We start from the raw sequence: 13,765 nt of genomic DNA, 5'->3' as shown, positions 1-13,765 counted from the left end.
GGACTCAGGCCTCGACGTCGTCAGCGACGGCGCGGAGCACCGCGGCGACCTTCTTGGCCTCCGCGGGCGCCGGGCGCCGACCGCGGCGGTAGGAGTTCGAGACGCTGTCGAGCAGCTTGATCAGGTCCTCGAGGAGGATCGCGATCTCGTCGGGGTCCTTGCGCATGGCCTTGGCCACCGACGGCAGCGGGTCCAGGAGGCGCACGGACAGCGCCTGGTCACCCCGCCGCCCCTGGGCGATGCCGAACTCGACGCGCGTCCCCGGCTTGAGCGTCGCCACCCCCGCCGGGAGGGCGTCCTTGTGCACGAAGACGTCGGGGCCGCTGTCCTGCGCGAGAAAGCCGAAGCCCTTCTCGTTGTCGAACCACTTGACCTTGCCGGTGGGCACGCTGACCTCGCTGCTGGACCGAAAGCTGCTGGACCGAAACTGGAAAACGCCGAGGCTACCCGGGCGCCGAACTTCATGCGTCATGAGTTCCGGCGGGCATTTCTCACGACTCTCCGTGGTCGGCCGCCAAGCCGAACGTGCCCGCCGTTAGCCTGAATCGGTGGCCTGCCTCGCCGGCGGCTGGGCACATTCGGTAGGGACGACATGAGCGATCTGCGCTGCGGTGTGTTGCGTGCCGCCCTCGAAGAGCCCCTGCACGGTTCGGCGCCGACCAAACCCAGGGGCTGGCTCGTCATGGAACACCCCGGGCCGTGGCCGGCCAACGAGGACGACACCGACCTCGCGCCGGGCGTCGCGGAGTTCATGGCGCGCGCCCGCAAGCTCGCGGTCCGGCCCCAGCTGATCCGTCGCACGCGCGGGCGCCGGCGCAGCCCGCACCAGGTCTACCTGGGCTTCAGCGGCCCCCAGCCGTGGCTGCGCGGGGCGGAGGTCGGGGATTTGCGCGACCTGCTCGACCTCGACCTCGAGGCGATCGCCGCCGGGATCCACGGCGGCTTCGGGGCGCCGGTGCGCGAGCGGATCCTGCTGATCTGCGCGCACGGCCGGCACGACGCCTGCTGCGCCCACTCCGGCCGGCCGGCCGCCGACGCGCTGGCTCGCGACCTCGGCGACGCCATCTGGGAGACCACCCACCTCGGCGGGCACCGGTTCGCCGCCACGACCGTCACGCTCCCGGAGGCGACCTACCACGGGGCGCTGAACGCGGAGAACGCTCCGGCCGTCGGCCTCGCCTCGCTGCGGGGCGAGGTCGTGCTGCCCCACTACCGCGGGCGGGCCGGGCTCCCCGGCGCCGCGCAGTCCGCGGAGTGGTTCGCCCGCGCGGAGTTCGGCGTCCTCGACGTCGCCGCCGTCGCGCACCAGGGCGAGGTCAAGCTCGACGAGGACACCACCCGCGTCGACCTGCTCGTCGCCGGGCGGATGCTGGCGGTCACCGTTCAACGCCGCCTGGCCGCGTGCGCCCGGGCGCTGTCCTGCGACGCCGCCGAGGTCGAGCGGCCGGACCACCACGTGCTCGTCGCGATCGAGTCCCGCGCCGCCGCCTGACGCTCGGCCCCACGCTCAGCCCGTGTGGTGGTCCCGCACCAGGGCGTACCCGAGGTAGACCGCGCCGAGGACGCCGCAGATCTGCGGCAGGACCGCCAGGGTGTCGGCGAAGGAGTGCCCGGCCTCGGACAGGCGCGTCCCGGAGTTGTCGGACTCCTGGATCTGCGTCGCCTGCAGCCACGCCCAGAGCACGGCGAAGCCGAGTCCGGCGGCCGGCATCCCCGCGAGGACGCGGACCTTGTCGGAGATCTCCCAGTACCGGGACCGCATGACGAGCAGTGCGCCGAGCAGCCAGCCCAGGAAGGCGAACGGGAACACCGCGATCGCGAGGACGGCCAGGGCGGCGAGCTCCCATCCGAGTCGGCCCATCCCCGACAGCGGGGTGTCGCGGGCGACGGACTCGTCGGCCGCGATCGGCCGGATCCGCGGGGGCTCGCTGGTTTCGTCGGTCTCGTCGCGGAACATCGGGCGGAACATCGGGGTCGCCCGGCCGGTGTACGCGGACTGGGCCGACCGGTCCGCCTGGTTCGGCAGCCGCGGGACCGGCGGGACCGCGCCGAGGTCGAGCGTGGGGTAGTCGGTGTCGGGCTCGGGTTCCGGCTCGCGCTCGGGCTCCGGGGCCTTCGCGTGACCCGGGATCAGCTCGGCGGCGACGGTCTCGACCAGGTCCTCGGGGTCCCCGAGCTCGGCCAGTTGCGTCTCGGTGCCGCGCAGGTCCCACCGGGGCGGGGCGCCGACGCGGGCGCGGACCCGGCGGCCGATCTCCTCGACGACGACGACACTGTCGGCCGGCGCCAGCGCGTCGGCCGCCACGCGCCCGGCGCGGGCGAGGTAGTCCGCGACGAGTTCGTCGCCCGGCAACATGCCCACGACGACGATCATGGCCCTCCCGACCGCACGGAAACCGCATTGCCCCCCGCGAACCGCGCGCGTTCCGCGCCCGCCACCCGCGCGGCGTAACGTGGAGCGGATGAGCGCGGGGTACTCCACCGGCGTGCGCACGCTGGCCGACGAGCTGCGCGCGCGGGACGACGACGGGCTCGCCGCGCTGCTCGGCGCACGCCCGGACCTCGTCGCCCCGGTTCCCACCGACATGACCAACCTGGTCGCCCGTGCGACGACGCGAACCTCGGTCGCCCGGGCCCTCGACGCCCTCGACCGCTTCACGCTGCAGGTGCTCGACGGCGTCGCGCACCAGAGCGACCCGGGGACGCTCGACGCCCTCGAGCGACTCGTGCCCGCCCCGGCGGCCGCGGTGCGGACGGCCCTGGACGTCCTGCGCGAACGCGCCCTGGTGTGGGGCCCGGACGACGGCCTGCGGGTGGTCCGGACGGTCCGGGAACTCCTCGGCGCCGGCCCCGGCGGGACCGGCCCGCCGCTGGCCCAGGCCGCCGCGGGGTACCGCCCGTCGCGGCTGGCGCAGACCCTCGCCGACCTCGGGCTGCCCGGGGAGCCGGACCCGCCCGCGGCCCTCGCCGCCCTGACCCGGCACCTGTCGGACCCGGCGACGCTGGCGTCGTTGTTGGAGCAGGCCCCGGCGGGCGCCCGGCAGCTGCTCGCCGAGCTCGACGCCGGCGGCGGCGTGGGAGCGATCGGGCGCGCGGACCGTGACGTCACCGCCGCGACCGCCAACGGCCCGATCGAGTGGCTGCTCGCGCGCGGGATCCTGATCGCCCTCGACGCGGAGCGCGCCGTGCTGCCGGCGGAGGTGGCGGTCGCATTCCGGGGCGGGGCGCTGTACCCCGACCCGCAGCTGAACCCGCCTGAGCTGACGCCATCTCAGATCGGCGCGGAGGCGGCGGACCGTGGCGGCGCCGGGGCGGCCATGACGTTCGTGCGCCGCGTCGAGGACCTGCTCGACGAGTGGGCGCTCGACCCGCCCGTGGCGCTGCGGACCGGCGGCGGTGGCCTCGGGGTCCGAGACCTCAAGCATGTGCAGGCCGCCGTGGACGGCGATGCCTTCGCCGCGGCGCTGCTGGTCGAGACGGCCTTCGTCGCGGGTCTCGTGGCGACCGAGAGCTCCGGCACCTCGGAGATCTTCCTGCCGACGCCGGAGTTCGACCGGTGGCGTGCGTTCGGCACCGGCCGGCGCTGGGCCGCCCTCGCCGGGGCCTGGCTGGGCAGCAGCCGCGTCGTCGGGCTCGTCGGGTCGCGGCCGGACGGGAAGGACAAGTCGGTCGCGGCGCTCGGCCGCGAGCTGGACCGGGGCACCGCGCCGGAGATCCGGCTCGCCGTCCTCTCGGAGCTCGCGTCCCTGACGCCGGGTCAGACCACCGGCGCCGTCGACATTCTGGCTCGGCTGGCGTGGCTCCGGCCGCGGCGCGGCGGGGCCCTGCGTCCCGACCTGGTGCGGTGGACGCTGACGGAGGCCGAGATGCTCGGCGTCACCGGTCGCGGGGCGCTGACCTCATTCGGGCGCGCCCTGATCGCGGGCGAGGCCGAGGACGCCACGAACCGGCTCTCGGCCGAACTCCCCCAGCCGCTGGACCACGTGATGCTGCAGGCGGACCTGACCGCGATCGCACCCGGGCCGCTGGTGCGGTCGCTCGCGGCGGACCTCTCCCTCGTGGCCGACGTCGAGTCCACCGGTGGCGCGACGGTCTTCCGCTTCACCGACGCGTCGATCCGTCGCGCGCTCGACGCGGGCCGCAGCGCGGCGGATCTGCACGAGCTGTTCGCGCGAGCCTCCCGGACCCCGGTCCCGCAGCCGCTGACGTACCTCGTCGACGACGTCGCCCGCCGGCACGGCCGGATCCGCGTCGGGACCGCGGACGCGTACCTGCGCTGCGACGACGAGACCGTCGTCTCGGAGCTGGTCTCCGACCGGCGCGCGGCAAAGCTCGGGCTGCGCAAGCTCGCCCCGACCGTCGCGATCGCGTCGGTGGCCGTCGACACCGTGCTCTCGACGCTGCGGGAGCTCGGCTACGCCCCGGCGGCGGAGTCCGCGACGGGGGCGGTCGTGCTGCGGCGTGCCGACGCGCGGCGGACCGGCCCGCGGACGGCCCCGAAGCCGGTGCTGTCGGACCGCGCCGCCCCCACGCCCCAGCTGCGGGCGGCCGCCGTCCGCGCCCTGCGGGCCGGGGACCGCGCCGCCGCCGTCGGCGCCCGCCGATCCGCCGAGGAGGCCGAGCGCCCCTCGACGCTGACCGAGAAGCCGACCTCCACCAGCGCCCTGATCACCCGCCTCCGTTCCGCCGCCGACGCCCAGACCTCGCTCTGGCTCGGTTACGTCGGCGACGACGGCACCGCCACCGACCGGATCGTCGACCCCATCGCCGTCGAGGGCGGCGTCCTCAAGGCCTTCGACCACCGCCAGGCCCGGGTCCGCTCCTTCGCCCTCTCCCGCATCTCCGCCGTCGCCGACGCGTAAGCCCCCCGCCGGGCGCCACTTCTTCTGCGCGCCGCGCCTGTCCCGCGGCCGTCGAGCGCAACTTCTCCTGCGCGCCGCGCCTATCCCGGGCCAAGGATGGGCGCGCCACGCGGGAGTAGTTGGCCAGCCCCGCCCCTGTCAAGAAAGGGTGACACCCCTTACTGCGGAGTAAGGGGTGTCACCCTTTCTTCTCCACAGGTCGGGGTCAGGGCATCAGGCGGAAGCAGGCGCGGACCTCGGCGACGAAGGCTTTGGGGACCTCGAGGGACGGGAAGTGACCGCCCCGGGCGAGGTCGGTATTGAAGTAGCGGATGTCGGAGAAGCGCCGCTCGAGCCAGGGGCGCGGGGTCTTCACGACCTCGCGGGGGAAGAACGAGGCCCCCATGGGGACGCGGACCGGGTCGTGGCCGAGGTGGCGGGGGAAGTTCTCCCAGTAGATCCGGGCCGAGGAGACGCCGGCGCCAGGGAGCCAGTACAGCATCACGTTGTCGAGCAGGACGTCCCGCGAGATGACCGACTCCAAGTCTCCGCGGTTGTCGGTCCAGGCCCAGAACTTGTCGAGGATCCAGGTCAGCTGCGCGGCCGGGGAGTCGACGAGCCCGTAGCCGATCGTCTGCGGCCGGGTGCTCTGCTGCGCCGAGTACCCCTGGCCGCGGGCACGCCACTCCTCGGCGTCGGCGAGCCACTGCCGGTCGAGGTCGCTGAGCTCGGCGTCCGGGACGCTCGGAGCGCGCGGCAGGGTCATGTGGATGCCGGCGACGTGGTCGGGGTCGACGGCGCCGAGGTCACCGGTGACGAACGAGCCCCAGTCCCCGCCCTGGGCCCAGTAGCGGTCGTAGCCGAGCTCGGCCATCACCTGCGCCCACGCCCGCGCGATGCGCTGGACGGTCCATCCCGTCTCCGTCGGCTTGCCGCTGAACCCGAAGCCGGGCAGCGTCGGGCACACGACATGGAAGGCGTCCGCGGGGTCCGGCGGGTCGGTCAGCATCGGGATCACGTCGAGGAACTCGACGACCGACCCCGGCCACCCGTGGGTGATCACCAGCGGCCGGGCCTGCGCGTGCGGCGACCGGGCATGCAGGACGTGGATCTCGACGCCGTCGATCTCGACCAGGAACTGCGGGTGGACGTTGATCCGCTCCGCGACGCGGTTCATGTCGTAACCGTGGACCCAGTAGCTCGCGACGTCCTTCGCGTAGTCGAGCGGGACGCCCTGCGACCAGTCGTCCACGGGCTCCGGCGCCGCCCAGCGGGTCCGGAGCAGACGCTCGCGAAGGTCGTCGATCTCCTTCGGGTCGATCTCGACCCGGAACTCGGTGCCGATCATCCGCGGGACGTTACCGGCCCGCGATTCCGTCCCGGTCAGGCGGCGCCGGTCGCGAGGGGGAGGCGGGTGGTGGAGGTGACCCAGCCCTTGCCGGGTTCGAAGGTGGAGACCATCGAGGAGGTGACGGCCCCGTCCTCGTTGAGGAAGTCGATCCGCAGGTGACGGGCGAACGGCAGCGGGCGGTCGTAGACATACCGGACGGTGGCGGACATCGTTCCTCCTGCTGGTCGCGCTGCAGTTCGAGCGTTCGCAGCACAGACGCCGGAGCGGGGCCGAACGTTCACGCCCCGACACGATTCCCAGGGATCAAGCAGAATGGGTCGGATGACCGACGGCCCGCTGATCGTGCAGTCCGACAAGACCCTCCTGCTCGAGGTCGACCACGAGCAGGCGGAGGCCTGTCGGCGGGCGATCGCGCCCTTCGCCGAGCTGGAGCGCTCGCCCGAGCACGTCCACACCTACCGGCTCACGCCGCTGGGGCTGTGGAACGCCCGGGCGGCCGGGCACGACGCCGAGCAGGTCGTCGACACCCTGCTCACGTACTCGCGCTACGCCGTCCCGCACTCGCTGCTGGTCGACGTCGCGGAGACGATGGCCCGCTACGGCCGGCTGCGGCTGGAGAAGCACCCGGTCCACGGCCTGGTGCTCTCGACCACCGACCGCCCGGTGCTCGAAGAGGTGCTGCGGTCGAAGAAGGTCGCCCCCCTGGTCGGGGAGCGCATCGACCCCGACACCGTCGCCGTGCACCCGTCCGAGCGCGGGCACCTCAAGCAGGTCCTGCTCAAGGTCGGCTGGCCGGCGGAGGACTTCGCCGGGTACGTCGACGGCGAGGCGCACCCGATCTTCCTCGACGAGTCCGACTGGACGCTGCGGCCCTACCAGCGCGAGGCCGTGACCGGGTTCTGGCACGGGGGCTCCGGCGTGGTCGTCCTCCCCTGCGGCGCGGGCAAGACGCTCGTCGGCGCGGCGGCGATGGCCGAGGCGAAGGCGACGACCCTGATCCTCGTCACCAACACGGTCTCCGCGCACCAGTGGCGTACCGAGCTGCTCAAGCGCACGTCGCTGACCGAGAACGAGATCGGCGAGTACTCCGGACAGCGCAAGGAGATCCGGCCCGTCACGATCGCGACGTACCAGGTCCTGACGACCAAGCGGAAGGGCGTGTACGCGCACCTCGAGCTCTTCGACGCCCGCGACTGGGGCCTGATCGTCTACGACGAGGTGCACCTGCTGCCGGCGCCGATCTTCCGGCTGACGGCGGACCTGCAGGCCCGGCGTCGCCTCGGTCTGACGGCCACTCTGATCCGCGAGGACGGCCGCGAGGGCGACGTGTTCTCCCTGATCGGGCCGAAGCGGTACGACGCCCCGTGGAAGGACATCGAGTCCCAGGGCTACATCGCGCCGGCGGACTGCGTCGAGGTCCGCGTGACGCTGACCGACCACGAGCGGCTGCTCACCGCGACCGCCGAGGCGGAGGAGCGCTACAAGCTCGCCTCCACCGCGCGGTCGAAGGCACGGGTGGTCGAGGCGCTCGTCCAGCAGCACGCGGGCGAGCAGGTCCTCGTCATCGGCCAGTACCTCGACCAGCTCGACGACCTCGGCGCGCGCCTCGATGCCCCGGTCATCAAGGGCGAGACGACGGTCAAGGAGCGCGAGCGCCTGTTCGACCTGTTCCGCACCGGGGAGATTCACGTCCTCGTGGTGTCGAAGGTCGCGAACTTCTCCATCGACCTGCCCGAGGCCGCGGTCGCGATCCAGGTGTCCGGCACGTTCGGCTCCCGGCAGGAGGAGGCGCAGCGTCTCGGCCGCGTCCTGCGCCCCAAGAGCGACGGCCGGACCGCCCGGTTCTACGCGATCGTCTCCCGCGACACCGTCGACCAGGAGTTCGCCGCCCACCGCCAGCGCTTCCTCGCCGAGCAGGGCTACGCGTACCGGATCCTCGACGCCGAGGACGTTCTCGGCGGGGTCGAGGACCCCGGCACCGGCTGATCCCGTGGAGCTCGCCGAGCGCTGGGACGCATTGCTGCGCGAGTTCGGCGCGGCGGACGCGGCCGTCACCGGCGCGCAACTGCTCGGCCGGTGGGCCGAACCGCACCGGCGCTACCACGACCTCGCCCACCTCGCGGCGGTGCTCGACGGCGTCGACGCCCTCGCCGCGCACGCCGACGACGCGACGGCCGTCCGGCTCGCGGCCTGGTACCACGACGCGGTCTACGCCGGCGCGCCCGACGACGAGGAGCAGAGCGCGCGGCTCGCGGAGGCCGAGCTGTCCGCGCTCGGACTGCCGGCCGGACTGGTCGCCGAGGTCGGGCGCCTGGTGCGTCTGACGACCAGTCACGACCCCGCGCCGGGCGACCGGAACGGTGAGGTCCTCTGCGACGCGGACCTCGCGGTCCTCGCCGGGTCCCCGGCGGACTACCGCCGCTACACCGACGCGGTGCGGGCCGAGTACGCGCACGTCCCCGACGACGAGTTCCGCGCCGGCCGCGCCCGCATCCTGATCTCACTGCTCGCGATGCCCGCGCTGTTCCGCACCCCAGCGGGAAGGGATCGCTGGGAAGCGGACGCGCGAGCGAACGTCACCGCCGAACTAGCGGAGCTGACAGGGCGTCAGGACGCCTGACGCAGGTACGACGGCACCTTCGGGGTGCGCAGACCGACGGCCCGCAGGGCGCGCACGATGTCCCGGGGCGACACCGGCCGGGCCCCGGCGGCGACGATCCGGTCGTACCACTCGACCGGGACGTCGTAGTGGTCCCGGTCGAACGCCTCGGCCGGGATCCCCGCGACCGCGGCGAACGCGTGCAGCTCGTCCAGCGACGTGTCCGAGGCGACGTGCGACCACAGTCGCCCGTGCCCCGCCCAGGTCGGAGGATCGATCAGCATCGCCACGTCAGTCAGGTTATGCACCCCGCTCCCCCGGTGCCGCGGACTTGACGCTCACCACACCAACGGCGTACCCAGACCTCCGCAGCCCCGCCCGCGGCGCCCCTCGGGAGGCCGCGCACTCCGCTCATGCATGAGCAGAGTGTCGATTCGTGTCCGATTTGTCCCGATTCCATCGACCACCCGCTCATGCATGAGCAGCGTGCGGGGGGGTCGGGGGCGGGGAGGCGGGGAGAATCGGGGCGTGCGGACGACGGACGAGGCGCTCCTGGACGCCCGGGCGCGGGTGTTGGCGGACCTGACGGCGACGGGGGCGGCGACGGCCGATTCGGTGTCGGTCCTGGAGGAGAAGCTCGCCGAGCGCCGCTGGTGGGCCGACGAGTGGCCCGAGGGCACCGCCTACGTCGCCGGACAGGTCGCGCAGGACGTCCAGGACGCGCTGCTCGACTCCGGCATCGGCCGCTGGCCGCTGTGCCGGCGCTGCGCCCCCGACGAGGAGCCCCACGAGCTCCGGATCAGCCCCGAGCTCGGCCCCGACCCGGAGTGGGTCTGCGAGCAGTCCGGGACGCCGATCGCGCCGCTCGGCACCCTCCCGGCGACCTGACGACCCGACGACCCGACGACCTGACCGCTCAGCGGCCTAACCGCTCAGCGCGCCGAACGGGCCCCGGATCGCGAACACCGTCCCGGGGGTCTGCACGTTCGCGAACAGGAACTTCCGGTCGGAGCTGAAGTTCGGGCCGGTGAACTCGGAGTACTCGCCGCCGGAGCGGACCTCGTTGCGGGCGAGGAACATCCGCGACCCGTCCGCGGCGGCGGCGACCAGGTGCTGCGCGCCCGCGCCGTCCTCGGCCAGGATCACGCCCCCGAACGGGTTGGCGGTGATGTTGTCCGGGCCGTCGATGCGCTTGCGCGGAGCGAACCAGAGGACGAGCGAGATCGTGTTCCGCCGCGGGTCGAGGAACCACACCTGGCCCTCGTGCGCCGCGGCGCTGCCGTCCTCGACCGGCTTCGCGAACGACGCGACGAGGTACGCGCCGCCGCGACTCCACCAGGCGCCTTCGAGCTTGTGACTGCGGGTCACGGCTCCGCCCGTGCGGGAGCCGGCGTGCCGGAACTGCTTGCGCGTCGAGACCCGGGCGGCGTCCCGGTCGGGCACGTCGACCCACTCGAGCCGGTACGTGGTCCCCGGCCGGCGCGCGACCGCGAGGTCCCGCACGACGCGGCCGCGCCGGTCGAGCGCCCGCATCGCCTGGAGCCGGCCGGCCTCGTCGCCGAGCTTGCCCAGCACCCCGGACCCGAGGCCGCGGTACCGCCGCGGCGGCGTGAACCGGTAGACGAGACCGAAGGGGTCGTCCGCGTCCTCGGTCAGGTAGATCCGGCCGGTCGCCGGGTCGACCGCGCAGGCCTCGTGCGCGAACCGACCGAGCGCCTTGACCGGCCGCGGGTCCCGGTTCGCCGCCAGCCGGCGCGGGTCCACCTCGAAGACGTAGCCGTGGTCCTTGGTGCGCCCGTCCTCACCGGCGCGACCCTCGGACTCCTCGCACGTCAGCCACGTCCCCCACGGGGTCGGCCCGCCGGCGCAGTTGGTGTCGGTGCCGGCGAGCGAGACGTACTCCGCGACCCGGCGCCCCCGCTCGTCGACGTGAATGGCGGTCGTCCCGCCGTGGCACCCCGGGTCGTAGGTGAACCCGGGCACCGCCGGGACGAAGTGCTGCGTGTGCCGTTGGTTGACCTCGTGGTTCGTCACGAGGACGTGCCCGCCGCCCGGACGCCGAAAGCTCGCCGACCCGTCCTGGTAGCCGGGCGTCTTCTCGCCCGCCGCCGCGCCGGAGAGCTCGGTGACCCCGGCCTCCGCGACGATCCGGTACGAGAAGCCGCGCGGCAGCGACAGCCGCTTCCGCGGATCCGGGACGAGGCCGCCGAGCGCGGCCGGCGCAGCCGCCGCCGGGGCCGAGACCCCACCGGTCAGCGCGAGCCCGAGCCCGATGCCCGCGCCGCCGAGCAGGAAGGTCCGTCGCGTCGTCGGCAGCCCCTGCGGGCCGAGCAGCTCACCGACGTCCAGCCGCGCCGCGTCGCGCCAGCTGCCGTCGTCGGTCTCGACGAGGTCGAGGGATCCGGTGTCCACGTCCGCGACGGTACGTGCCGGACGTGAACGCGGGACGGACTACTCGGGAACGGATCGGTTCGCCTCGGCGGCGGTCTTGAGCTTGCCGAGCGTGGACGTCATGCCCTCGATCAGTTCCTTGTGCCGGTTGAGCGGGACGTCCAGGATCCGCGCCCACACCGGGATCTTCTCGACGGCGTAGGACTCGGTCACGCGCGTTCCGCCCGCCACCGGCTCGAAGGTGTACGTCCAGATCGTCCCCTCGACGCCGCCCTCCTCGGTGGCGAAGGAGAACTCGCGGCCCGGGTCGGCGGTACGCACCGTGCCGCGCCGCTTCCACTTGATCCGCTTGCCGGGCCCGGTCATGTTGTGGCCGAGGAAACGGGCGCCCACGGCGGGACCGGTCGCCCCCTCGATCCAGTCGAGCCGTTCCTGCTCCGGGCTCCACTCCGGCATCCGCGGCAGGTCCGCGACCATCGCGTAGAGCTCCTCGGGCGAGGCGGCGATATCCGTCGAGACGCTGTCCGTCGTGAGCCACCAACGCTGGTTCCTCGGTGCCATCTCCGGCCTCCCTGCGTGTGGTGATAGCGAGAAGCTACGGCTATTAGCTCTAGCTGTCAACAGGTGCTCTTGCTAGTCTCACGCGGGTGTCCGTACCGCAGATCCGCCCCGACCGTCGCGCGCTGCGCCGGCAGCAGACGATCGCCGAGATCCTCGACATCGCGGTCGACGTGATGACCGTCGAGGGCGTCAACGGATTGAGCATCGCCGAGATCGCGCGCCGCCTGGGCGTGCAGCCACCCTCGCTCTACAAGTACTTCCCGTCGCTGCTGGCGGTCTACGACGCCCTCTTCGAGCGCGGCATGCGCGAACACCTGGAGGTGCTGCGGGCCGCGATGGCGGACGCCGAGCCCGGCCTGGAGGCCCTGATCACCGGGCTGGAGGCGAGCGGTCGCTGGTGCCTGGAGAACCGCGCCCTCGCCCAGATGCTGTTCTGGCGCCCGATCCCCGGCTTCGAGCCCTCCCCCGAGGCGTTCGCGGCGAGCGTCGACATGGTCGAGCTCCAACGCGCCGCGCTGGCCGAGGCCGTCCGCCGCGGCGAGCTCGGCCCCTCCGCCGACGACGAGGACGCCGTGTTCGTCATCTCCGTCTTCATCTCCGGCGTCCTCACGATGGCCATCGCCAACGAACCCGACGTCCGCTGGGGCGAGGGCCGCTTCACTCCCCACTTCCGCCGGCTGATGCGCACGCTGCCGACGCTGTTCCCGGTCGGGGACGACGGGCGGGCGCCGGCGCTCGGCCCCTGACGTCGGGAACGTCGATCGACGGCCGCGCGTCCCGGCCGCCCGGGCCCACCTGCACCCCGTGCGCAGATCAGCCCCGCTCCCGCGCCCCTCTTCGGGGCTCAGCTGCACCCCGTGCGCAGATCAGCACCGACGCGCGCGACGACCGCACCGCGACAGCGCGCGCATGCGCCCTGGGAGAGGTCCATGCTGGAGCATCACGCGCACTCACGGAGGCAGGACGCGAGATACGACGAAGGACGGAGAGTCCGAGATGGTGAAGACCCGGTTCACCGAGATGTTCGAGCTCGACCACCCGATCATGTCGGCGCCGATGGCGCTGCACAGCGGAGGATCGCTGGCCGCCGCGGTGTCGGCGGCCGGGGGGCTGGGGTCATTCGGCGGGATCCATCCCGCGCGGGGGCCGGAGTGGATCGAGGCGGAGATCCTCCGGATCCACGGGAAGACGGACCGGCCGTTCGGGGTGGGGTTCATCACCGCGTTCCTCCCGATGTTCGGGGTGCTGCTCGACGCGACGCTCGCCGCCCGCCCGCAGGTGGTCGCGTTCTCCTTCGGCGACCCCGCGCCCTACGTCGCGCAGGCGAAGGATGTCGGCGCCACGGTGATGTGCCAGGTCCAGAACCTGACGGACGCTCAGATCGCCGTCGACGCCGGCGCCGACATCCTCGTCGCGCAGGGGACGGAGGCCGGCGGCCACACCGGCACCCGCGGGCTCCTCCCGCTGCTCGGCGCGGTCCTCGACCGCTACCCCGATCTCCCGGTCCTCGCCGCGGGCGGCATCTCCGACGGCCGCAGCCTCGCCGCCGTCCTCGCCGCGGGCGCGGACGGCGCGTGGGTCGGAACGGCGTTCCTCGCCACCGACGAGGCCGTCGAGGTGCACGACATCCACAAGCAGCTCATCGTCGCCAGCGACGGCGACGACACGGTCTGGACGCGGGTGTACGACATCGCGTCGGGGCTGCCGTGGCCCGAGGGCGTCGGGGAGCGGGTGCGGCGCAACGCCCACGTCGACCGCTGGACCGGCCGGGAGTCCGAGCTTCAGCCCGTGCCGCGGCCCGAAGGTGCACCGGTCGAGAACCCGTTCGCGAAGCCGCCGGACCCGGCGACCGACGCGGTCCTCTACGGCCAGGGCGCCCACGCGGTCACCGCCGTACGGCCCGCGGCCGAGGTGCTGCGCTCGATCTCCGGCGACGCCGAGGCGCTGCTGCGCGACCGCGGCCGGGCCCTCCTGGGCTGAGAACGGCCGAAGGCCCCGGCGGGGATTCCCGCCGGGGCCTTC

14 protein-coding genes are annotated in these 13,765 nt (G+C 73.7%); 7 read left to right on the top strand and 7 right to left on the bottom strand.

The genetic code is table 11. The annotated features are described in order from the left end of the window. Window positions 1–4: 4 nt before the first annotated feature. Window positions 5–388, bottom strand: a complete 384-nt coding sequence (locus SPOPO_RS36045; protein WP_019874888.1) for a cold shock domain-containing protein — start codon at window positions 386–388, stop codon at window positions 5–7. A gap of 204 nt (window positions 389–592) precedes the next feature. Between SPOPO_RS36045 and SPOPO_RS29050 the strand changes: the two genes are divergently transcribed. Further along, complete coding sequence (locus SPOPO_RS29050) at window positions 593–1,492, top strand: sucrase ferredoxin (RefSeq protein ID WP_051098352.1); 900 nt, start codon at window positions 593–595, stop codon at window positions 1,490–1,492. 15 nt (window positions 1,493–1,507) lie between these two features. Here the strand turns inward: SPOPO_RS29050 and SPOPO_RS0111295 are convergent, their stop codons facing one another. Beyond that, window positions 1,508–2,374, bottom strand: coding sequence for a hypothetical protein (locus SPOPO_RS0111295; protein ID WP_019874886.1), 867 nt, complete (start codon window positions 2,372–2,374; stop codon window positions 1,508–1,510). A gap of 88 nt (window positions 2,375–2,462) precedes the next feature. On the opposite strand from SPOPO_RS0111295, the gene SPOPO_RS0111290 reads away from it, so the two are divergent. Further along, the gene (locus SPOPO_RS0111290) at window positions 2,463–4,862 is read left to right on the top strand and encodes a helicase-associated domain-containing protein (RefSeq protein ID WP_019874885.1); all 2,400 of its coding nucleotides are present in this window, start codon (window positions 2,463–2,465) and stop codon (window positions 4,860–4,862) included. Window positions 4,863–5,067: 205 nt separating this feature from the next. Here the strand turns inward: SPOPO_RS0111290 and SPOPO_RS0111285 are convergent, their stop codons facing one another. Together SPOPO_RS0111285 and SPOPO_RS34345 are read right to left on the bottom strand one after the other, a co-directional pair. Then, window positions 5,068–6,189, bottom strand: coding sequence for an epoxide hydrolase family protein (locus SPOPO_RS0111285; RefSeq protein ID WP_019874884.1), 1,122 nt, complete (start codon window positions 6,187–6,189; stop codon window positions 5,068–5,070). 35 nt (window positions 6,190–6,224) lie between these two features. Beyond that, window positions 6,225–6,401 carry a hypothetical protein gene (locus SPOPO_RS34345; RefSeq protein ID WP_019874883.1) on the bottom strand — a complete coding sequence of 59 codons (177 nt, stop codon included), beginning with the start codon at window positions 6,399–6,401 and terminating at the stop codon, window positions 6,225–6,227. Between the two features lie 112 nt (window positions 6,402–6,513). Between SPOPO_RS34345 and SPOPO_RS0111275 the strand changes: the two genes are divergently transcribed. Next, on the top strand, window positions 6,514–8,178 hold the full coding sequence (locus SPOPO_RS0111275) for a DNA repair helicase XPB (RefSeq protein ID WP_028984699.1): 1,665 nt from the start codon (window positions 6,514–6,516) through the stop codon (window positions 8,176–8,178). Between the two features lie 4 nt (window positions 8,179–8,182). Further along, the gene (locus SPOPO_RS0111270) at window positions 8,183–8,812 is read left to right on the top strand and encodes an HD domain-containing protein (protein ID WP_019874881.1); all 630 of its coding nucleotides are present in this window, start codon (window positions 8,183–8,185) and stop codon (window positions 8,810–8,812) included. On the opposite strand, the gene SPOPO_RS0111265 is transcribed toward SPOPO_RS0111270, so the two are convergent. Next, the gene (locus tag SPOPO_RS0111265; protein WP_019874880.1) at window positions 8,800–9,081 is read right to left on the bottom strand and encodes a DUF4031 domain-containing protein; all 282 of its coding nucleotides are present in this window, start codon (window positions 9,079–9,081) and stop codon (window positions 8,800–8,802) included. The genes SPOPO_RS0111270 and SPOPO_RS0111265 overlap by 13 nt on opposite strands. Window positions 9,082–9,319: 238 nt before the next feature. Between SPOPO_RS0111265 and SPOPO_RS0111260 the strand changes: the two genes are divergently transcribed. Next, on the top strand, window positions 9,320–9,679 hold the full coding sequence (locus SPOPO_RS0111260; protein WP_019874879.1) for a hypothetical protein: 360 nt from the start codon (window positions 9,320–9,322) through the stop codon (window positions 9,677–9,679). 36 nt (window positions 9,680–9,715) lie between these two features. Here SPOPO_RS0111260 and SPOPO_RS0111255 read toward each other — a convergent pair whose 3' ends face one another. Further along, window positions 9,716–11,107: an alkaline phosphatase PhoX gene (locus SPOPO_RS0111255; protein WP_028984698.1), complete on the bottom strand. Its 1,392-nt coding sequence runs from the start codon at window positions 11,105–11,107 to the stop codon at window positions 9,716–9,718. 135 nt (window positions 11,108–11,242) lie between these two features. Continuing rightward, a complete protein-coding gene (locus tag SPOPO_RS0111250; RefSeq protein ID WP_019874877.1) occupies window positions 11,243–11,743 on the bottom strand; it encodes an SRPBCC family protein in 501 nt (166 codons plus the stop codon). A gap of 86 nt (window positions 11,744–11,829) precedes the next feature. Here SPOPO_RS0111250 and SPOPO_RS29045 point away from each other — a divergent pair, with 86 nt between their 5' ends. Together SPOPO_RS29045 and SPOPO_RS0111240 are read left to right on the top strand one after the other, a co-directional pair. Further along, window positions 11,830–12,489 (top strand): TetR/AcrR family transcriptional regulator, encoded by a 660-nt coding sequence (locus SPOPO_RS29045; RefSeq protein ID WP_019874876.1) that lies wholly within the window; start codon window positions 11,830–11,832, stop codon window positions 12,487–12,489. 250 nt (window positions 12,490–12,739) lie between these two features. After that, window positions 12,740–13,723 carry an NAD(P)H-dependent flavin oxidoreductase gene (locus SPOPO_RS0111240; RefSeq protein ID WP_019874875.1) on the top strand — a complete coding sequence of 328 codons (984 nt, stop codon included), beginning with the start codon at window positions 12,740–12,742 and terminating at the stop codon, window positions 13,721–13,723. The last annotated feature ends 42 nt before the right edge of the window (window positions 13,724–13,765 follow it).

The organism is Sporichthya polymorpha DSM 43042, from assembly GCF_000384115.1.
GTDB classification, from domain to species: domain Bacteria; phylum Actinomycetota; class Actinomycetes; order Sporichthyales; family Sporichthyaceae; genus Sporichthya; species Sporichthya polymorpha.
Note: the sequence above shows the minus strand (reverse complement) of the source record. Positions and strands in the feature narration are given on the sequence as shown.

What these genes read in the sequence shown, in the direction of transcription:
- SPOPO_RS34345 (WP_019874883.1), bottom strand. Translation starts at nt 6,401, where the DNA reads ATGTCCGCCACCGTCCGGTATGTCTACGACCGCCCGCTGCCGTTCGCC.
- SPOPO_RS29050 (WP_051098352.1), top strand. Translation starts at nt 593, where the DNA reads ATGAGCGATCTGCGCTGCGGTGTGTTGCGTGCCGCCCTCGAAGAGCCC.
- SPOPO_RS0111275 (WP_028984699.1), top strand. Translation starts at nt 6,514, where the DNA reads ATGACCGACGGCCCGCTGATCGTGCAGTCCGACAAGACCCTCCTGCTC.
- SPOPO_RS0111240 (WP_019874875.1), top strand. Translation starts at nt 12,740, where the DNA reads ATGGTGAAGACCCGGTTCACCGAGATGTTCGAGCTCGACCACCCGATC.
- SPOPO_RS0111250 (WP_019874877.1), bottom strand. Translation starts at nt 11,743, where the DNA reads ATGGCACCGAGGAACCAGCGTTGGTGGCTCACGACGGACAGCGTCTCG.
- SPOPO_RS0111290 (WP_019874885.1), top strand. Translation starts at nt 2,463, where the DNA reads ATGAGCGCGGGGTACTCCACCGGCGTGCGCACGCTGGCCGACGAGCTG.
- SPOPO_RS0111295 (WP_019874886.1), bottom strand. Translation starts at nt 2,374, where the DNA reads ATGATCGTCGTCGTGGGCATGTTGCCGGGCGACGAACTCGTCGCGGAC.
- SPOPO_RS0111285 (WP_019874884.1), bottom strand. Translation starts at nt 6,189, where the DNA reads ATGATCGGCACCGAGTTCCGGGTCGAGATCGACCCGAAGGAGATCGAC.